Source organism: Algoriphagus marinus (assembly GCF_001936475.1).
Classification (GTDB): Bacteria; Bacteroidota; Bacteroidia; order Cytophagales; family Cyclobacteriaceae; genus Algoriphagus; species Algoriphagus marinus.
The window spans coordinates 131431-150972 of the sequence record NZ_MSPQ01000001.1 but is presented as its reverse complement, the minus strand read 5'-3'; the positions used below and the strand labels follow the sequence as shown (position 1 = coordinate 150972).

The following is a 19542-nucleotide window of genomic DNA, read 5'->3' as shown; positions in this document are numbered from 1 at the left end:
ATTTTCGAATCTAGACCAATACCTTGAAAATGAATTTGCTATCGATTGGGGTTACCCTATTCCTATTTTCTTATAGCCCAATTGATAGTCTACCTGTAGTAAAAGAACTACCAGTGTATTCAGATCTGTATGAAAACCAATGGATTAATATTACAGCTTCTTTTGAGGTTATTCATCAGGTTGAGCGAAAACTGATAATACATTCATCAGAAGGACTAGCGCATGCAAGGACCTCCCTATTTTATGACAAGCTGAACCAAATAGAATCATTTGAACTGGAAGTAATTGATCCTGCGACCAAAAAAACGTTGGAAAAAGCAAAGCTTCGAGATATGGAGGATGCCGCTGTTTATTCCTATTCATCCATATTTGATGATGATCGAAGAAAATATTATGAGCTTAAAACTGCCAAATTTCCAATTGAGGTAACAATCAAAACAGTCACAAAATCTAAGTCTAATTTTTTCATACCTACTTGGATTCCTGTTTCTAGAGCTAATCAAAAACTTAAGGAATCAAGTTTAACTGTGGTTTATCCCGAGCATTTGGGAATTCGATACAAAGAATTGAATCTCTTGGGGACCAAAGAGGAATTTCAATCCGGAGATGAAAGAGTTATCATTTGGAAAGAAAAGGATCTGCCAGTGCAAGCCCCGGATTTTGATAATAAGCTTGATCATCGAGTTCTCTTGGCCCCAGTCTCTTTCGCCCTGGAAAACTATGTGGGAAAAATGGATGATTGGTCCGGTCTTGCAGCTTGGCAATATGAACTCAATAAGGGAAGGGGAGCTTTGCCGTCAGATTTTGAATCAAAAGTGATTCAGATGGTGGCGCACACCGATGATCCCTACGAAAAGACAAAAATCTTATATGACTACCTGCAAAAAAACTTCCGGTATGTAAGTATACAACTAGGAATTGGAGGTTGGCAGACTATGACTGCCAAAGAGGTGATCAGCTCTTCGTATGGTGACTGTAAGGGCCTGACAAATTTAATGAAAGCTATGCTTGAAGCTGTTGGAATCAGCTCTTATCCAGCGCTAGTCCGTGCAGGAGTGGATGCTGAAGATATTGTCATTGACCTACCTTCTCAGCAGTTTAATCATGTGATTCTTCAAGTCCCAATGCCGAATTCTCCAAATCCGGTATGGCTTGAATGTACTTCTTCATTACTTCCTGCAGGCTATTTGGGAGATTTCACCAAAAACCGACATGTACTGGTCACGACTCCCACCGGGGGATATTTGACCAAAACCCCGATGTATAATAATCCTGAATGGAATCGGATATCTGGGTTTTACGAATTCAAAATTGACGCACAGGGAAATGCTGAACTCAGTTCGAAGGTTAAAATGGAAGGAAATATTGCCGAGAAAATGCTGAGTATTAAATCTGCACTTGATACGCGCCAACAGCGGGACTATTTCAATCAGAATTCTCCAGTCTCAGGGTTGATCATTCAGAATTATTCTTTGGAAACAGATCGATTGGACTCTCTGCCCATGGCGGAGTTAAGGTATGATGGAATTGTGCAGAAATTTGTCCAAACGACTGCAAAGCGAGTTATCCTTAAGTCTTTTATCAAAAAAATCTCAGAAGATCAGCTTACCAATAATAGTCTGTACCAAGATGATGAATATTTGATAGAGCTGCCTGAGGTTTTCAAATCGGATGATTTGCTGGATGATTTGAACTACCAAGATGATTTTGGAACCATAAGTGTGAAACACTCGCTTGATGGAAAAACATTAAAAATATCCAGAACTATTGCTATTCAGATTCCTGAAAATACCGACGAAGAAGTCAAGAGTGAACTGCTGAAAAAGATCAATTCAGTTACTTCCAAGACCTATTTCTTTACTAAACCCACTACCAGCAGTTATAATGAATAAGCGGATTATCCTTTGTTTCTTAAGTATTATTTCATTTGCGGCCCTTGGCCAAACACCAAAGTTTGGTAAAGCCAATTCTAATGAGATTGATTTAATAAGTGTCTCTTACGAGCCAGACGCAAATGCAGTTTTTTTGCTCAAAAATGGAGAGTCCAGATTTTTTGGAAATGTCTTCGAGACTACGCATTTCGGAAGAATGAAAATTCTGGCTGAAGAGGGGAAGTCATACGCAGATCTTCGGATCCGTTATTATTCAGGAGAAAAGCGAATCGAAGAAATCAGTGGTATCAAAGCTCAAACTATTAACTATGTAGATGGAAAAGCAGAGGTCACTGAAGTTCCCAAGGAGTCAATCTTTGACGTTAGCCTGGATAATGGGTACCGAGAGATGCGGATTACTTTTCCCAAGGTGCAGGTGGGTTCTATATTAGAGTATACTTATAAAGAAACAGATAAGTCAATCACGTTCATTGATGGCTGGACTTTCCAGAATAATATTCCTACCCTGTATTCACATTATCAGATTACTATGACCGCAGGTCTTCAATATAGGATGCTTAGCCAAGGTGAAAACCTGCTGAATAAAGGTGAGAAAACAGAAAGTAATGGGACTTATGGCTGGACACTTCGAAACCTATATGCTTTTCAGGAAGAGCCCTATATGAAAAACTATCGGGACTATTTTGATCGTGTGGAATTCCAATTGTCTAAATATGCTCAAGGTTCTGAATGGGAAGATGTGCTTGGAACTTGGCCAGCTCTTGGTGATGAATTGATAGGATATTATCGAGAAAAGGGATACTACCGATCTAATCCTTTGGAGAAAGAGTCACTAGCTATCGAGCTTACCGGAAATAATCAAACCGAGATAGCTCAAAAAGTATATTACTACCTCAGAGATAATTTTGTGATAGATGGAGACGATTGGATCTATCCTGAACAAGTGATGAATCAGCTTCTGAAGAGTAAAAAAGGAACACCAGCCGAACTCATGCTGACCTATATGGGAATCCTTAACTCTGCAGGCATCGAATGTGACCCTGTCCTGATTGGGAGTAAAGGCTACGGCCGGACTGATTTGGTGGACTTTCCTTTCCTCAACCAGTTTGATGAGATTCTTTTACTGGCAAAATTGGATGGCAAATATCAATACTTGGATTTGAGTGACCGACTGGCTCCTTTTGGATATGTCGATCTGGACAAGCATGTCAAAGAAGGTTTGCATCTGCAAAAAGAAACAAGCAAGATTGTTCCGGTGATGATCAATCATAATTCAAACACGATTTATTTTGCTCAGACGGAGTATAATCCTAACGAGGGACTTAGCATAAAAAATTCTATTCGTGAAAATTTCTATTTGGGCCTTCAAACTGCTCACCAAATTGAAAGACTTCAGTCAAGAAATGAATCTCTTGAATCATTCTTTGATAAGGATGAATCTGATGAAATGATAATTCAAAATGTGACTGTTGAGAATAACCTGAGAGAAAAGAATTTTGTCACTGTTAATTTTGAAACGGTATTACCTAATTCAGAAAATCTTGATTTGATAATTTTCAACCCTCTGAGATTTTCCACTTTTGCTAAAAACCCGTTCACTGCTGCTTATCGGATTTTTCCAGTAGATTTTCAGTTTGCTTTCAATGAGACATACAATACAAATGTAATAATCCCGGAAGGCTACGAAGTAGAGGATTATCCACTTGCGGAGCAAATAAGCATAAAAGGAGGCTATGTTACCTTCACTTATGCCCCAACTAAAGTGGATGGCATGCTAAAAATCACCGCTAGATTGGAAGTAAGAAAACCGTTGATTCCGGTAGCTAGCTATGGAGATTTGAAGTTTTTCATGGAGTCGGTTGCTTCCAAGCTTACAGCACCAGTAGTATTAAAAAAGATAGCGAATCCTTAAAAGTGAAGATTTACGGTATTCTTAATAATTCTTTTTAGAATTCATCATGGAAAGTATTTCTGATAAATATTCTCAGCCGATTATCCTGAAAAAGAAATAGAGGAGAGTAAAGACTCTTTTATCAGGCTATTTTTAATATTTTTAGTCAAAATAAAACTGAATGGAAGAGGCATATTTACACGGATTTATCCCAGAAGAGCAGCAACGTCTCCTAGATCAAGGCAATTATCTGGCGCCGAAAATTTATTCTAGAATCGATTTCTCCGGTTGCACGAATCTGTTGGAAATAGGATCAGGCGTGGGGGCTCAGACAAGGGAGCTACTCAGACTTTGGCCGGAATTGAGAATTACTTGCGTAGATTATTCGGAAGCACAGCTTGCTCAAGCCAAAAAAAATCTTGCTTTTGCTGAAGACCGAGTTTCTTTTTACTGTCAGGATGCAAGAGACTTAAAGCTGGAAGAGCAATTTGATTCCCTATTTATCTGCTGGGCATTGGAACATATGCCAGAACCAGTCAGGGTGCTCGAGTCTGCAAAGAAATATTTAACCAAAGGAGCAAAAATTTGGGCAACGGAGGTTTTTAATTCAAGTTTCTACTTATATCCAGACCTCCCTAATCAAAGGAAATATTATGAAGCTTATAATCAGCTCCAAATCTCTTTGGGAGGAGATCCGGATGTAGGAGCTCAATTAGGGAATCTTTTCAAAAAAGCAGGATTCGGATCCATTGAGATTCACCATGGTGGCTTTCATTTGGATCAGTCCAAACCTGATGAGCTTCAAAAGATGTTACATTTTTGGACCATATTATTAAAAAGTGGTGCACCAGGATTACTTGAAGCAGGATTGATCACCGCAAAGGAGATTGAAGAAATGGAAAGTGATCTTATTTCTGTGCTTAAGGATGAAAATGCTGTTTTTTTCTATCAATTTGTACAGGCATTTGCGACTAACTAACCTTTAGGAATGAAATTATTCAAATGGATTTGGCGATTGATTTGGAAATCGGCTCTTTATTTTTTTCTGCTCTCGATCGGTTTCACGATTCTATACCGCTTTGTGCCGGTCCCCATTACTCCTTTGATGGTCATTCGATTGTTTGAGCAAGCGTTTGACGAAAAGAAAGAGATTAGACTTAAAAAAGATTGGGTTCCTTTTTCAGAAATCTCGAAAAATGCTCCCCAAGCGGTTTATGCTTCAGAAGATCAAAAATTCTTAGATCATAATGGATTTGATTTTGAGGCTATGGAGAAAGCTTGGGAGAATAATAAAAAGGGAAAGCGAGTAAAGGGAGCAAGTACGATTACCCAACAGACTGTGAAAAATGTTTTTCTTTGGCCAAGTCGAAGCTACCTCAGAAAGGGGCTTGAAGCCTATTTTACGGTATTGGTGGAATTAATTTGGTCCAAGGAACGAATCATGGAGGTATATCTCAATGTAATCGAAATGGGAGACGGAATCTATGGAATTGAGGCTGCCTCACAGGCATATTATAAAAAGCCAGCAGCTAAACTTAACAGAAATCAAGCGGCCATGATCGCAGCAGTTCTTCCAAATCCACGAAGATGGAACCCGACCAAACCTACTCCTTATATCATAGGAAGACAAGCTTGGATACTTCGCCAAATGAACAATCTCCCAGCAATAGGATTTGGGATATAAACCCAAATTTTAATTTTTGGTGTTAAAATTGAATAATTCTTAGACATCAACTTTTTCAAACTGTGTCAGGATATTTCTGAAAAAGGATTTGGAGTTCTTTTAAATGAAAAATTAGAAAGCCAAATATTATTTTGATTTCAGAGTTGACAACTATTGAAATTAGGCTAGAATTAATAAATCAAAATGAAGAAAAAATTATTGAAAAATCGCCTCTCAGAGCGAGATTAAGCACATTAAAAAAAGCAAGAAAATTTTATCCACAAAATCAATAATTTATCCACACTTTTCTTCACGGCTACAATAAGTGTCTAATAATCAGTTAAATAAACACTAAGGTTGAATGTCGATTTTGTGGATAAAGGAAGCTAACTTCAAAAAAGTAACAATGAAAAGAGTTTTAAAATGTAGATAATTTCCCAGACCAAATTTCCTTCTAAAACCGATTAATCTTCCTTTTGTCGGATGAGTTTTTTCCGGTAGGCATTAAAGATTCTTGACTTTGAAACAAAGCCTAAATATTTACCATCTTCAATTACAGGAAGATTCCAAGCTCCAGATAGCTCAAATTTACCCATTGCTTTTTGCATATTTTCAGTAGCCAATAGAATTTCTGGAGGACTATGCATCAATTCCTTGATGGAAATGGTTTCTTGTTTTTCTCGATCAAACATTATGTCGCGGATATCATCTAGAGTAATGATTCCTCGGAGAATCCCATATTCATCGACCACCGGGAAAATATTTCGTTTGGATATTTTCACTAAGTCAATCAAGTCACCAAGTTTGGAATCAGGATGAACCGGAAGCAAATCTCGCTCGATTACATTGGTGATGCTGATTAAGTCTAGCAATTCTTCATCCTTGGATTCAGGAAGCTGCCTGCCCTTTTCTTTCAATTGAATCACATATAGACTATCTTTTTCAAAATAGGTAGTGGTGATGTAAGAAATAGCCGAAACAAACATCAAAGGTACAAATAGCTCATAGCCACCGGTAATCTCAGCAATCAAAAATATCGCAGACAAAGGTGCATGTTGCACTCCTGCCATCACACCACACATAGCCACCAAGGTAAAGTGGGCTAAAGGCAAAGGAATATGAAAACCAAGCTGATTCTTTGAATAGGCGAAGACAAAACCCACAATACCTCCTACATATAGTGAAGGAGCAAAAATTCCCCCGCTTCCTCCTCCACTCAAAGTCAATGCAGAAGCAATAGGCTTAACCAAAATAATTAATGATAGGAAAATAATGATCAAGTAAGGATTTTCTGAGGAAGAGAAAAAGGGGCTTTTATCCAAGAGCTGATCTGAGTTTCCGTTGATCAAAAGATTTAGAGTGTCATAGCCCTCTCCATAAATCGGAGGAAAGAAAAAAACCATGAACCCTAGCAAAGCTCCTCCATAAAGTAATCTTAATACTTGGGTTTCCAGTCCTTCCATCAGACGCTCAGTGGTCCGCACCACTCTGCTGAAATAAAGTGAAATAACACCACATAGAATTCCCAAAAGCAAATAATAAGGCATATGCCCTGCAGTAAATGTTCCTTCTAAATCAAAAGTGAAAACAGGGTCATTTCCGATTAGCACCATAGAAGTCAGAGATCCTGTCACAGATGCTATCAACAAAGGTATAAATGAGGCTGTGCTGATTTCCATCAAAATAACCTCAATTGCAAAAATCACCGCACCAATTGGAGCACCAAAGATGGCAGAAATTGCCCCTGCAGCTCCACAACCTATAAGTAATGTTCTTTTTTTGGCATTTAAATGAACAAGCAAGCCTACATTTGAGCCAATTGCTGAGCCTGTTACTAGCATGGGAGCCTCTAGTCCAACTGACCCCCCAAAGCCAACTGTCAACGCAGAGGTGAATACCCTGCTGTAAGTTTTTACTGCAGGAATTATACTCTGCTTCTTTGAAATCGTAAATAGCACATCAGCTATTCCATGGCCTCCCACATCTTTAAAAATGTATTTTCCTACAATATAGGCTGCAGTGATCCCGATAATTGGGTAAAGAATATAAAGGAAATTGGCATACTCTGTATAAAAATCCTCCGTGAGAAAGTGTTGTATAGCATGTACAGATTCTTTCAAAATCACAGCCGCTAAGCCAGAAATTATCCCAATAATCCCGCTAAGGATAAGGATAAACGACTGGTTGCTCATGTGTCTGAGCCGCCAGATCAAAAGCTTAGTAATGAAATCTGATTTAGCCAAAGGTTTTTGCCGGTTAAAAACTACAATTGACTAAAGTACTCAAGATGATACCCAATTAGAAATATTTGGGCTATTCTTTAGGTAATTCGGCATCTAAAGCTAGAATACATTTCAGAATCAAGTTGGTAGCATTGACATAGAATGCCTGATCTATATTTTTAAACTCATCGCTAGGCTTGTGATAGTCTTTGTGATCTTCGACTCCAAAATAAATATGTGGGATCTTTTGATCGAAAAAAGGACCATGGTCTGATGATTGGGTCCAATCATCCCTTCCAGTATTTGGTTCGTCATGTCCAAACTTTAAAACAGGGTTTGATCCTTTAGAAGCGTTTTCTAAAATAGGTTTCAGATTAGGATTATGGTAAGTTCCAGACGCATATAGTTCTCCATTTTCGTTTCGGGAGATCATGTCCATATTGATATTTACCAAAATATCCTCAAGGGGAAAAGGGAAGTCATTCAGCAGGGCTTTTGCACCTTGCAAGCCCATCTCCTCTCCATCCAAAGCAGCAAAAATAATCGGGTGCTCAGGTTGGTTCTTTTTGAAATAGGTGGCAAATGCTAATAAAGCAGCCGTGCCTGATGCATTATCATCTGCTCCATTATAAATCGAGTCTCCGGAAGAGTTTTTACGCCCGATTCCCACATGATCATAGTGAGCAGTGATGACTATAATTTTACGGGAATCTTTGCCAGGGATAAACGCTACCACATTCGTGGCATCCTCATATTTTTGCCGCTCTCTCCGATTTTCAAAAGAGAACTTCTGAAAATATTTAGCATAATGAGTGCTTAGATTCAAAGACCTAAATTCCTCACGTATAAATTCTTGTGCTTCTTTATTTCCTTCGCTTAAGGTTTTTCTTCCCTCAAGTTTATCTGATGAGAGGTATTCTATAGTTTGAAGAAGTTTTTGCTCATCGATCGATTGACCCGAGGAAAAGCCGATGATAAATACAAATAAAAAACTTAAAACTGCTTTGGTTGGTGATACCATCTAAGGAAGTATTTTGCGTTATGTATATTCGTAAAATTAATTACCAAAACGAATCTACGATTTCCATTGATGAAATTCACGAGTTTACTATTGATAATCGCTTTCTTCTTGCCAAAAGCACTCTTTGCACAAGGGACGATTCCGCAGTCTTTTTTTGACGGTAAATCAGTGGTTTTAGTATCTGCAGATCCTGGGGCCAGACCAGCAATGTCTTGGAAACAATTGGCGGATAGTGTTCATACTAGTTTGGTCGAGGCAGGAGCGGATCCGGTAGCGTATTTTGAGTTGGAGCAAGTCACACTTTCAGAGGAGATTCAAGCTGATTATGCTAAAGCATTCCAGACTCGACTTATCAAAAATATAATTCTGGTAACTAGGCAAAAATCACAAACCAGTATACATGCGGGGGAATTTTCCGGAGATGGAACGATTATTACTTCTACAAATCTCTATGGTGCCGTTGGTAATGATTATGGTCAAGCTGGAGCGAATTTCGCCGCTATAGGGCAAGGACAAAAATCTAAAAATCTACTGGTACTTGACGTGCCTGAGTTTTTATCTATAAGTTCGCAAGAGGCAGTTTTCACGCAGAGGTTTATCCCTCGGAATCCGCTCAATTTGGATGTGTTCAAACTAGGGATTCCAATCGAAGGAGCATCTGCACAAACAGGTCTGCTGAGTTATTTCAAGTATGATAATTATGGCAAATCCCAAGAAACTATTCTAGCTGAGCAAGCCGCACAAAAATCAGGAATTGAGGAAATCCTTAAGCAAGAATATCCTTATCCCGTGGAGTGGCTGACAGAAGCTAAAACGAACGAAGAGTTGGTTAGAGATAGGGTCCAATTCCTATTAGTAAAAGTAGAAGGGCGCGAGGCAGATCTCATGGAAAGCATGGGGTTGGAAGTAGTACCTTCCGAAACTAATTCTCGAACGGTGGTGAAATACTATATCAAACTTCTCGTAAGAGATGAATTATATATAGGCCCTGAATGGGATGCTGATCCTGATTGGAGGCAAGCTTTGAAAAATTTTCTAGTGAACCTAAAAAAATAGACCTCCGGAAGGAGGTCTACTGCTACTTAAGGGTAGGGTGATTTAAGCAACTATTACTGAGGTAAGATTTATAATTTCAAGGCTATCTTTTAATCTTTTCTTAAAGAAGATAATTATTTAAGAATTTACAAACAATTCAGAATTTTATTTTAATAATTTATTATTCATTAATTTTTTTTACATAAATGGCCATCTTAATACAAATTTTCCTTTACAAAAGGAATCAAAGCTAAAATAATTGCTTGTTGATAATATGCTTCCCGATTTAAAACTCCGTTAGTTAAAATTCCAACAGACCCTCCGGAATGCTTGGAGTTTTCTTTCGAAAAAAACTGGTCATCTGCAGCTCCCAATTCCATTCCGGAATTCACCAAATCAGCAATTGCTTTTGGAAGGTAAAAGATACCGGTTTTGGAGTAGCCTGCTTTTCCAGATTTATTTTCGATATAGACCCAAGCAAAGGCGTTCATTCCTAAGGCGTCTTCTGCAATTCCTCCTTCTATTCCCACCCAATAATCTGCTTCAGGGAAGATTGATTTTGAATTTAAAGCCCTGTTTTTTGCACCTAAAAAAGTTTCCTCATCTCCTCTTGGCTGATCAGATACCAAAGAAGAGACATTCACTCCATTTAAAATAAAACCTTGATTGAAGGCTTCTGTAAAAGCTAATTCGGTACAGGAAATTTTGACAGGATTTTTGCTTCCTACAATGATTAATGCTTTTTCGGATGCCTGAAAATTTTGTCTTTTTGGGAATATCATAGAAAAAGGCCTGGCTAGCGCCTAGGCCATGTTGGTAAATATTTGATTGACATCATCATCCTCTTCCATTTTCTCGATCATTTTATGGATGATCTCCTCCTGCTCTTCGGTCAATTCCGTTAGGGTAGTTGGGAAACGCTGAAAATCTGCACTGATGATTTCTATATTTTTTTCTTCCAATGCTTTTTGCATGGTTCCAAAATCTTCAAATTCGGTGTAAACGAAGATTTCCCCTTCATTTTCGTCGATATCCACCAATCCGAAATCAATTAATTCGAATTCTAATTCTTCCAAATCAAAATCACCTTTCGCAAATCTGAATACTGCTTTGCGGTCAAACATAAAACTTACTGATCCTGAAGTGCCAAGGGATCCACCAGCTTTGGAAAAATAACTTCGAACATTGGCTACAGTTCGGTTGATATTATCAGTGGAGGTCTCTACAATGACTGCGATCCCAAAGGGGCCATAGCCTTCGTACACCATTTCTTCAAAGTCTTTCTCATCTTTGTTTGAGGCACGTTTGATTGCAGCTTCGATCCTATCCTTAGGCATTTGAGCACCTTTGGCATTTTGCATGATGGTCCGAAGTCTTGGATTGGAAGCAGGATCTGGGCCTCCAGATTTGACCGCCATCACGATTTCTTTACCCAATCGGGTAAATACCTTGGACATTTTGTCCCATCTTTTGAATTTTCGTTCTTTTCTGAACTCAAATGCTCTTCCCATGGATCTCTTTTATTTGGTGGGTAAAAATAGCAAATCTTTTCATTTAGGCAGAAATGCTTCTTTTCAATGATGACTTTTCATCAAAATATTCCTCTAAACCTCAAATGGTCCGGGTTTTAGGGCTCAGCCTGAAATTACTTACTTTTCTTAGACCCTAGTTGAAGGATTTACCGTTAACTTTTTTAAACATATCTTCCTATGAATTCTTCCGACTCCCATCATATCCCAAATATACCCTCCTCGAATTTTCCTAAAGTAGTTATCGTCGGAGCTGGTTTTGCAGGGCTGAAACTTGCCAGAAAATTAATGAAGAAGAATTTTCAGGTGATTCTTCTCGACAAGAATAATTACCATCAGTTTCAACCTCTTTTCTATCAAGTAGCAACAGCAGGTTTGGAGCCAAGCGCAATTTCTTTTCCGCTTCGCAAAATCTTCCATCATGCCCGCAATGTAACCTTTCGGATGGCCGAGGTGAGTCGTTTTGATTCAGAAAAGAAAAGATTGTACACCAATGAAGGCTTTGTAGATTATGATTACCTGGTCTTGGCTATGGGAGCGGATACCAATTACTTTGGAAATAAAAGTATTGAATACTACGCCACGCCGATGAAGACTGTCTCGGAGGCTTTATATATCCGAAATAAAATTATCTCCAACTATGAGCGGGCGATCAATATTGAGAAAGTAGAGCATCGGAAGCATCTGATGAATGTAGTCATCGTTGGTGGTGGACCTACCGGTGTAGAACTTGCAGGAGCCATAGCCGAGCTACGAAATAATGTCCTTCCAAAAGACTATCCCCAACTCAATTTTCACAACATGAAAGTGGTCCTGATTGAAGCAGGGCCTGTATTATTAGCGCCCATGTCTAAGGAATCCCAGGAGCATGCACTGAAATATTTGCAGAAACTTGGCGTAGAAGTGATGCTTAAGACACTAGTCAAAGATTATGATGGGCAGATTGTGACTTTGGAAGGAGATGTTTTTTTGGAGACTCAGACTTTGCTATGGGCTGCGGGAATCAAACCAAATCTCATAGAAGGATTTCCCAAAGAATCCTATGCCCCAAATGGCCGATTAATCGTCAATGAATATTCCGAGGTCAAGGGATTTCCAAATGTTTTTGCAATAGGCGATATCAGTCTTATGCTGAGTGATGATCATCCCAAAGGACATCCTCAAGTTGCTCAGGTTGCACTTCAACAGGCAGAGAATCTTGCAAAAAATTTATTTCAAATTACAAAAGATCATGATCTAAAGCCTTTTCGATACAAAGATCTTGGATCTATGGCGACAGTCGGAAGAACGCTCGCGGTAGTTGATCTTCCTTTTATCAAATTCCAGGGCTTGTTTGCCTGGTTAACTTGGTTGTTTGTTCATCTTATGGCTATTCTCGGAGTGAAAAACAGACTGTTTGTATTTCTAAACTGGTCTTGGAATTACCTCAGTTTTGATCCGAGTTTGCGTCTCTTGATCAAGCCAAAATATGTCAAGGAAAGTGAGCGAAAAGAATTGATTGAGGAAAGATAATTTTTAAGTAGTAAATAACTCAGGCGATGGGATTAAGAGAATTATTTGTCTTGATGGTGCAAATAGGTAATTAAGTTTTCTTAACAATCATTTTGGTAGTTCTTGTTAAACCTAGATAGGCATCACAGGTCTAAACCTTGTAACTAACCCACAAAAAAGATGAAAAAAATAATTTTAACCTTAGGTCTGATGGCATTCATCGGCTTAAGTGCAATGGCACAACAGCGAGGTGGCGAGCGACCAAGCCCAGAACAACGGGCAACGAAAATGACCGAGAAAATGGCTGAAGAATTAAGCCTTTCTGCTGATCAGAAAAAGCAAATTCTTGAAATAAATCTCGAACGAGCCAAAAAAATGGATCAGGATCGAGCTGAGCGGATGAAAGAAACCGAAGCTAGAAAAGCCGAAATGGATGCTCGAAGAGAAGAGATGAAAAGGCAGGATGAAAAAATCAAGTCAGTACTTACTGAAGAGCAGCTTGGAAAATGGGAAGAAATAAAGCTAAGTCAAAAAGATCGAGGTAGAAGACCGGGAGGTCAGATTGAAGATCGGGAAGAGTTTCGAAAACGAAGAGGTGGAGGAAATTAAATCAAAGCCTTTAAAAGTAAAAATGCCCCCAGATTTTGAAATTCTGGGGGCATTTGTATTTTCAAACCTTTGGGATCATCCTTTATCCAGCATTTGCTATTTCATCCTCCACATGGAAAAAGGATTCGTCTTTCTGTGGAAGCATGGAGCTTCCCATCAGGTATTCATCGACATTTACAGCAGCTTCTCTTCCTTCTGAAATCGCCCAAACCACAAGAGACTGACCCCTGCGCATATCTCCAGCTAAGAATACTTTTCCGTTACTGCTTTTGTAATTTTTTGATTTTGGCAATGTGTTTTCCATGGTATCTACTTGGAATGCCTCGAGTAAACCATTCTGAGCTGGACCAGTATAGCCAATCGCTAAAAATGCCAAATCACAGGGCACTTCCCGTTCTGTTCCAGGAATTTCCTCAAACCCCATTCTTCCACCAAGATCTTTCCACTCCAAATCTACGAGCTTAAGTCCAACAACCTCGCCGGCTTCATTTCCAATAAACTCTTTAGTGAGAATGGAAAATACGCGCTCTGCCCCCTCTTCATGTGAGCTGGAAGTTTTCAAAGTCATAGGCCATTCTGGCCAAGGATTCAAGGTCTTTCTTTTTTGTGGAGGTTTTGGCAAAAGCTCTAATTGAGTGATCGAAGCAGCGCCATGACGATTTGAAGTACCTATACAGTCACTTCCCGTATCTCCTCCGCCAATTACTATGACATGCTTTCCTTTAGCAGAAATTGGGTTTTCATCAATTTCTCCACCGATCACCTGATTTTGTTTTCCTAGAAACTCCATCGCAAAATGAACTCCCTTTAAATCATCTCCTTTGATGTTTAGGGCTCTGGGTTGGGCAGCTCCTGTGGCCAAGACAACTGCATCAAAATTTCTCAGAATGTTATCTGCCTTGATATTGAAGCCAACCTCTGTATCACAGGAAAAGATCACCCCTTCTTGCTTCATAAAATCGATTCTTCGGTCGATCACCCATTTCTCTAATTTGAAATCCGGAATTCCATACCGAAGGAGTCCTCCTGGCTTAGAATCTTTTTCAAAAACTGTAACCTCATGGCCAGCCTGATTCAATTGATCTGCAGCAGCCAGTCCAGCAGGACCTGAGCCTATTACTGCAACAGATTTTCCTGTCCTGGTTTTTGGTGGGTTCGCTTTGATTAGACCGAGTTCGTAGGCTTTTTCTGCTATATTTTTCTCTATTAATTCGATAGCCACCGGATCCTTATTAATTCCTAACACACAGCTTGCCTCACAGGGAGCTGGGCAAATTCTGCCGGTAAACTCTGGGAAATTATTTGTACTTCTTAAAATCGTGATTGCCTCTTCCCATTCTTGATTGTAAACCGCATCATTGAAATCGGGGATTACATTTCCCAATGGACAGCCGTTATGGCAAAATGGAACTCCACAATCCATACATCGCGCTGCCTGATGGTTTAATTGCTCGCCGGAAAATGGCTTATATATCTCCTTGTAGTCACCCACCCGTTCTTTTGGGTCTCTAGCTACAGGTGTTTCTCTTTTAAACTGAATAAATCCTTCTTTCGCTCCCATCTTACACCAATGATTTTGATTGTTCTAATGCTCTTTTTTGTAATACAGCTTTGTAATCTCTAGGGATTACTTTGATAAACTGCTGTTTGGTTTCTTCCCAATTGTCCAGGAATTTTTGACCCAACCCTGAATGAGTAAGTCTGACGTGTCGCTTAATATGGGATTTGATGGTTTGGAAATCCTCTTCTTCCAAAAGATCTATATCTACTAACTCTGGATTGATTTCAGTAATGTAATCCTTTAGAATATAGGCGATTCCACCACTCATTCCAGCGGCAAAGTTTCGGCCTATTTCTCCCAGATTGATGACTAGCCCACCTGTCATGTATTCACATCCATGATCTCCGATCCCTTCGATAACTGCTTTTACTCCGGAATTTCTCACACAGAAACGCTCGCCTCCTTTTCCATTGATATAGGCTTCACCAGAGGTAGCTCCATAAAATGCCACATTTCCGATAATGATATTTTCTTCCGGGACAAAACGTGCATTTCTACTTGGGTAAATGATCAATTTTCCGCCAGAAAGTCCCTTTCCGAAGTAGTCATTCGCCTCACCCTCCAGTTCGAAGTTTACTCCCTTGGCAAGAAATCCTCCAAATGTCTGACCTGCCGACCCATTGAATTTGAAATGAACAGTATCCTCGGGTAAGCCGACACTTCCATAGATTTTAGATATTTCGTTTGAAAGCATTGCACCCACAGAGCGATCTGTATTTTTAATCGGGAAATTACCTTCTGAGGTCATGGCCTGCTCCAAGGATGGATGGGCTGCTTTAATTAGCTGTCGATCCAATACCTCCTTAAGTTCAAACTCTTGATCGATTTGCTTGAAAATCCCCACGTGATCAGGAACTTCCACTTTGTGGAAAATAGGGCTTAGATCCACTTTATCCCATTTCCAATGATTCAGATGGCCAGTAGATTGAAGCACGTTGCTTTGGCCTACCATTTCATCGATCGTTTTGAACCCAAGTGAAGACATGATTTCTCTAAGGTCCTGCACTAAGAAATAAAAGTAATTTACCACGTGATCCGGATCACCCGTAAAGAGTTTTCGCAGATCCTCATTTTGGGTTGCAATTCCTACCGGACAAGTATTCAGATGGCATTTTCGCATCATAATACAGCCTTCTACTACTAATGCAGCAGTAGAAATCCCCCATTCTTCTGCTCCTAGCAAAGTTGCTATGGCAAGGTCGCGACCGGTTCGAAGCTGCCCATCTGTCTGAAGTGTCACTCTACTTCGAAGGTTATTTTTTACCAGAGTTTGGTGTGCTTCTGAAAGGCCAAGCTCCCAAGGTAATCCAGCATGACGAATCGAACTGAGCGGTGAAGCTCCTGTTCCTCCATCTGCTCCAGAAATCAGGATTACATCTGCCATCGCTTTTGCCACGCCGGCAGCAACTGTACCTACACCTGCCTGAGAAACTAACTTGACATTGATTCTTGCTTTTCGATTGGCATTTTTCAAATCAAAAATCAGCTGTGCCAGATCTTCGATGGAATAAATATCATGATGGGGAGGAGGTGAAATCAATCCCACCCCAGGAGTGGAATGACGTACTCTTCCGATCCAATCATCTACTTTATGTCCAGGAAGCTGGCCTCCTTCACCCGGTTTAGCACCTTGGGCCATTTTAATTTGTAATTCCGCAGCATTGGTGAGGTAGTTGCTGGTCACACCAAATCGACCAGAAGCAACTTGCTTGATTGCAGACCGCTCCCAATCCCCGTTTTCTTTTCTGGCAAAGCGGATCTCGTCCTCCCCACCTTCGCCAGAATTGCTTTTTGCGCCGATACGGTTCATGGCAATGGCAAGCGTGGAATGTGCTTCATGGGAAATCGAACCAAAAGACATGGCTCCAGTAGCAAACCTCCTTATGATTGAAGAAGCAGGTTCAACCTCATCTATTGGGACAGAAATGCGTTTTTTGAATTCAAATAACCCTCTCAATGTCAATGCATCTTTGCTTTGTTCATTGATTTTTGCTGCAAATTTCTTGTACATCTCAAAGTCATTGAGACGAGTTGATTTTTGGAGTAAATGAATCGTTTCCGGATTGAAAAGGTGTTTTTCACCCTTTCTTTTCCATTGGTAAACGCCCCCAGTTTCCAATATTGGAGAGTTGGTTTGATAAGCCGCTCGGTGTCGAATAAGAACTTCTTCGGCGAGTTCGTCAAATGAAATCCCGCTAATTCTGGAAATGGTTCCTTTAAAGCATCGGTCAATCACCTCAGGTCCAAGACCTATTGCCTCAAAAATCTGTGCTCCTTGGTAAGACTGGAGCGTACTAATCCCCATTTTTGAAAGGACTTTCAAGAGCCCTTTTCCAATCGCAGTTTGATAATTTGAGAAAAGAGTTTTTCTGTCCTTGATAGACGGGAATTTACCTTTTTCCCACATTTCGAGTAAAGACTCCAAAGCAAGATAAGGGTTAACGGCGGAGACTCCGTATCCTATGACAGTGGCAAAGTGATGTGTCTCTCGTATGTCGCCTGATTCCAAAACCAAGCCTGCACTGGTTCTTATTTTTTTCTTTACTAAATGATGGTGTACCGCTCCAATTGCCAATAAGGATGGAATAGGGGCATATTCTTCATTACTATTTCGATCAGAAATGATCAAGATGTTTTTTCCTTCAGTAATAGCTTTTTCCGCTTCATCACAAAGGCTGTCCAGTGCTTCTAACAATCTTCCTGGTTGATGATCAGCTTTGAAAAGACTTGCTAAAGTTTTGCAACGATAGCCTTGACCTTCCATATTTTTTATTTTCTCTAGGCTTTCATTAAGTAATACAGGCTGAGAAATATGAATCTGACGCGTGTGTTTTGGACTTTCCTCCAAGATATTTTGCCCATTTCCGAGTCGGGTAAATAAGGACATCACCATTCGCTCCCTTATCGGGTCGATCGGTGGATTACTTACCTGAGCAAATAATTGCTTGAAATAGTTTGCAATATGTTGACTTTGTTTGGAGAGTACAGCCAAAGGAGTATCTGCACCCATTGATCCAATTGCTTCATAACCAGTGCTCCCCATAGGAGCAAGGACAACTTTAAGTTCTTCGGCAGTGTAGCCAAACACAGTTTGACATTTTTTGATGTTTTCCGTCGAGTATGGATGGCTCAATGTCTCAGGGTCATCTTCCAAGCGAAGCTTGATTCGCTGATCATTTACCCACTGTTCGTAAGGTTGCTTTTTACAGATCTCGCTTTTTACCTCTTCGTCAAACAATACTTTTCCTTTTTCAAGATCCGCCCAAAGCATTCTTCCTGGACTGATTCTTCCTTTTTGTTCAATAGTGGCTTCTCTGATGGGCAGTGCACCGGCTTCAGAGGAAAGAATTAAGCGCTTGTCTTTAGTGATAAAGTAACGAAGCGGACGTAAGCCGTTTCGATCCAAAGTTGCTCCTACGGATTTGCCATCTGTAAACAACAAAGCAGCAGGTCCGTCCCAAGGTTCTACCAAGGAAGCGTGAAATTTATAAAAGGCTTTACGGTCTCGATCCATGACCTCATTATCCTGCCAGGCTTCCGGAACCAGCATCATCATGGCATGTGGAAGACTTCTTCCACTAAGTGAAAGCAATTCAGCCATCGCATCCAGATTAGCCGAATCCGAGTTCATTTTGTTTGTAATCGGCATGAGCATTGCCAATTCCTCGTCGGAGAAAAACTTCGATTTCATCAAGTTTTCCTTCGATTTCATTTTATTCAAATTGCCTCGGATGGTATTGATTTCTCCATTGTGAGAAAGGCAACGGAAAGGCTGCGCTAGTCTCCAGTTTGGGAAAGTATTGGTAGAAAATCTCGAGTGAACAATGGCGAAAGCCGATTCGATTCGAGAGTTTTGGAGGTCTTTGAAGAAGGCTAAAACTTGATCTGTTCGTAGCTGACCTTTGTAGATTATGGTTCGGCTACTTAAACTGGCAAAATAAAATGCATGGTTTACTCCCGGTATTTTATCATTGATTTCGGAAGTCGCAAAATTTCGTAAAACATAAAGTTTTCGCTCCAATTCAATTCCTGTCAGTCCCTTTTTATGTTTGACAAAAAGCTGCTCAATATTGGGCATCACTTCCAATGCACCCGATCCTGGAACTGTTACATCTACTGGGACAGAGCGGTAACCAATCAGCTCAAAATCCAGCTGCTCAATGATTTGATTTAAAAGTTCCTTCGATTTCTTGAAGAGCTGTTTATTCTTTGGGAAAAAAGTCATACCTACCCCATAAGAGTCTGCCTCTGGTAGATTGATCTCTGTCCGGATAGTAATATCTTTTAGAAATTGATGGGGGATTTGAATTAAGATCCCAGCACCGTCTCCTGTTTTAGGATCGGAACCACGGCCACCTCGATGCTCCATATTGCTCAGCATGTATAGCGCATCGCTGATCGTCTCATGTGAGGGCACTCCGCTCAAATCAACAACTGCACCAATACCGCAGGAGTCATGCTCAAACTCCGATCGATACAAACCTTCTTGCATTAGTATTAGAATTTAATAGGTTTAAAATTTCCAAAAATTACAGAAAAATTTTATCCTATTAAAATAAACGTAAAAAATCAGGTAGTTTGATGCAGTATTATTTATGAAATTTAACTTTATTGATTTTTTAGCAAAA

13 protein-coding genes are annotated in these 19542 nt (G+C 39.9%); 7 read left to right on the top strand and 6 right to left on the bottom strand.

The features are described 5' to 3' along the window. Nucleotides 1–29: 29 nt before the first annotated feature. The 4 genes from BVC88_RS00575 to mtgA all read left to right on the top strand — a co-directional run bounded on the left by BVC88_RS00575 (nt 30) and on the right by mtgA (nt 5467). Complete coding sequence (locus BVC88_RS00575; protein WP_075348701.1) at nt 30–1892, top strand: DUF3857 domain-containing protein; 1863 nt, start codon at nt 30–32, stop codon at nt 1890–1892. Continuing rightward, entirely contained in the window at nt 1885–3804 is a 1920-nt protein-coding gene (locus BVC88_RS00570) for a DUF3857 domain-containing protein (RefSeq protein WP_075348700.1), read from the top strand. Before BVC88_RS00575 ends, BVC88_RS00570 begins: the two co-directional genes overlap by 8 nt. Before the next feature lie 160 nt (nt 3805–3964). Then, nucleotides 3965–4762 (top strand): class I SAM-dependent methyltransferase, encoded by a 798-nt coding sequence (locus BVC88_RS00565; RefSeq protein ID WP_075348699.1) that lies wholly within the window; start codon nt 3965–3967, stop codon nt 4760–4762. A gap of 9 nt (nt 4763–4771) precedes the next feature. After that, nucleotides 4772–5467 (top strand): monofunctional biosynthetic peptidoglycan transglycosylase, encoded by a 696-nt coding sequence (gene mtgA / locus BVC88_RS00560; protein WP_075348698.1) that lies wholly within the window; start codon nt 4772–4774, stop codon nt 5465–5467. Between the two features lie 443 nt (nt 5468–5910). On the opposite strand, the gene BVC88_RS00555 is transcribed toward mtgA, so the two are convergent. After that, a complete protein-coding gene (locus BVC88_RS00555) occupies nt 5911–7638 on the bottom strand; it encodes a chloride channel protein (RefSeq protein ID WP_245803565.1) in 1728 nt (575 codons plus the stop codon). A 121-nt stretch (nt 7639–7759) separates the two neighbouring features. Next, nucleotides 7760–8689: a M28 family peptidase gene (locus tag BVC88_RS00550; protein WP_075348696.1), complete on the bottom strand. Its 930-nt coding sequence runs from the start codon at nt 8687–8689 to the stop codon at nt 7760–7762. A gap of 69 nt (nt 8690–8758) precedes the next feature. Here BVC88_RS00550 and BVC88_RS00545 point away from each other — a divergent pair, with 69 nt between their 5' ends. Continuing rightward, on the top strand, nt 8759–9745 hold the full coding sequence (locus BVC88_RS00545; RefSeq protein ID WP_075348695.1) for an NTPase: 987 nt from the start codon (nt 8759–8761) through the stop codon (nt 9743–9745). A 194-nt stretch (nt 9746–9939) separates the two neighbouring features. On the opposite strand, the gene yjjX is transcribed toward BVC88_RS00545, so the two are convergent. Together yjjX and BVC88_RS00535 are read right to left on the bottom strand one after the other, a co-directional pair. Beyond that, complete coding sequence (gene yjjX, locus BVC88_RS00540) at nt 9940–10506, bottom strand: inosine/xanthosine triphosphatase (protein ID WP_075348694.1); 567 nt, start codon at nt 10504–10506, stop codon at nt 9940–9942. Nucleotides 10507–10527: 21 nt separating this feature from the next. Next, nucleotides 10528–11235: a YebC/PmpR family DNA-binding transcriptional regulator gene (locus BVC88_RS00535; protein WP_075348693.1), complete on the bottom strand. Its 708-nt coding sequence runs from the start codon at nt 11233–11235 to the stop codon at nt 10528–10530. A 198-nt stretch (nt 11236–11433) separates the two neighbouring features. Between BVC88_RS00535 and BVC88_RS00530 the strand changes: the two genes are divergently transcribed. Next, nucleotides 11434–12765, top strand: a complete 1332-nt coding sequence (locus tag BVC88_RS00530; RefSeq protein WP_075348692.1) for an NAD(P)/FAD-dependent oxidoreductase — start codon at nt 11434–11436, stop codon at nt 12763–12765. A gap of 159 nt (nt 12766–12924) precedes the next feature. Then, on the top strand, nt 12925–13353 hold the full coding sequence (locus tag BVC88_RS00525; RefSeq protein WP_075348691.1) for a DUF4890 domain-containing protein: 429 nt from the start codon (nt 12925–12927) through the stop codon (nt 13351–13353). A gap of 82 nt (nt 13354–13435) precedes the next feature. Here the strand turns inward: BVC88_RS00525 and BVC88_RS00520 are convergent, their stop codons facing one another. Beyond that, nucleotides 13436–14914, bottom strand: a complete 1479-nt coding sequence (locus tag BVC88_RS00520; RefSeq protein WP_075348690.1) for a glutamate synthase subunit beta — start codon at nt 14912–14914, stop codon at nt 13436–13438. A gap of 1 nt (nt 14915) precedes the next feature. Further along, entirely contained in the window at nt 14916–19406 is a 4491-nt protein-coding gene (gltB, locus tag BVC88_RS00515; RefSeq protein ID WP_075348689.1) for a glutamate synthase large subunit, read from the bottom strand. Nucleotides 19407–19542 lie beyond the last annotated feature (136 nt).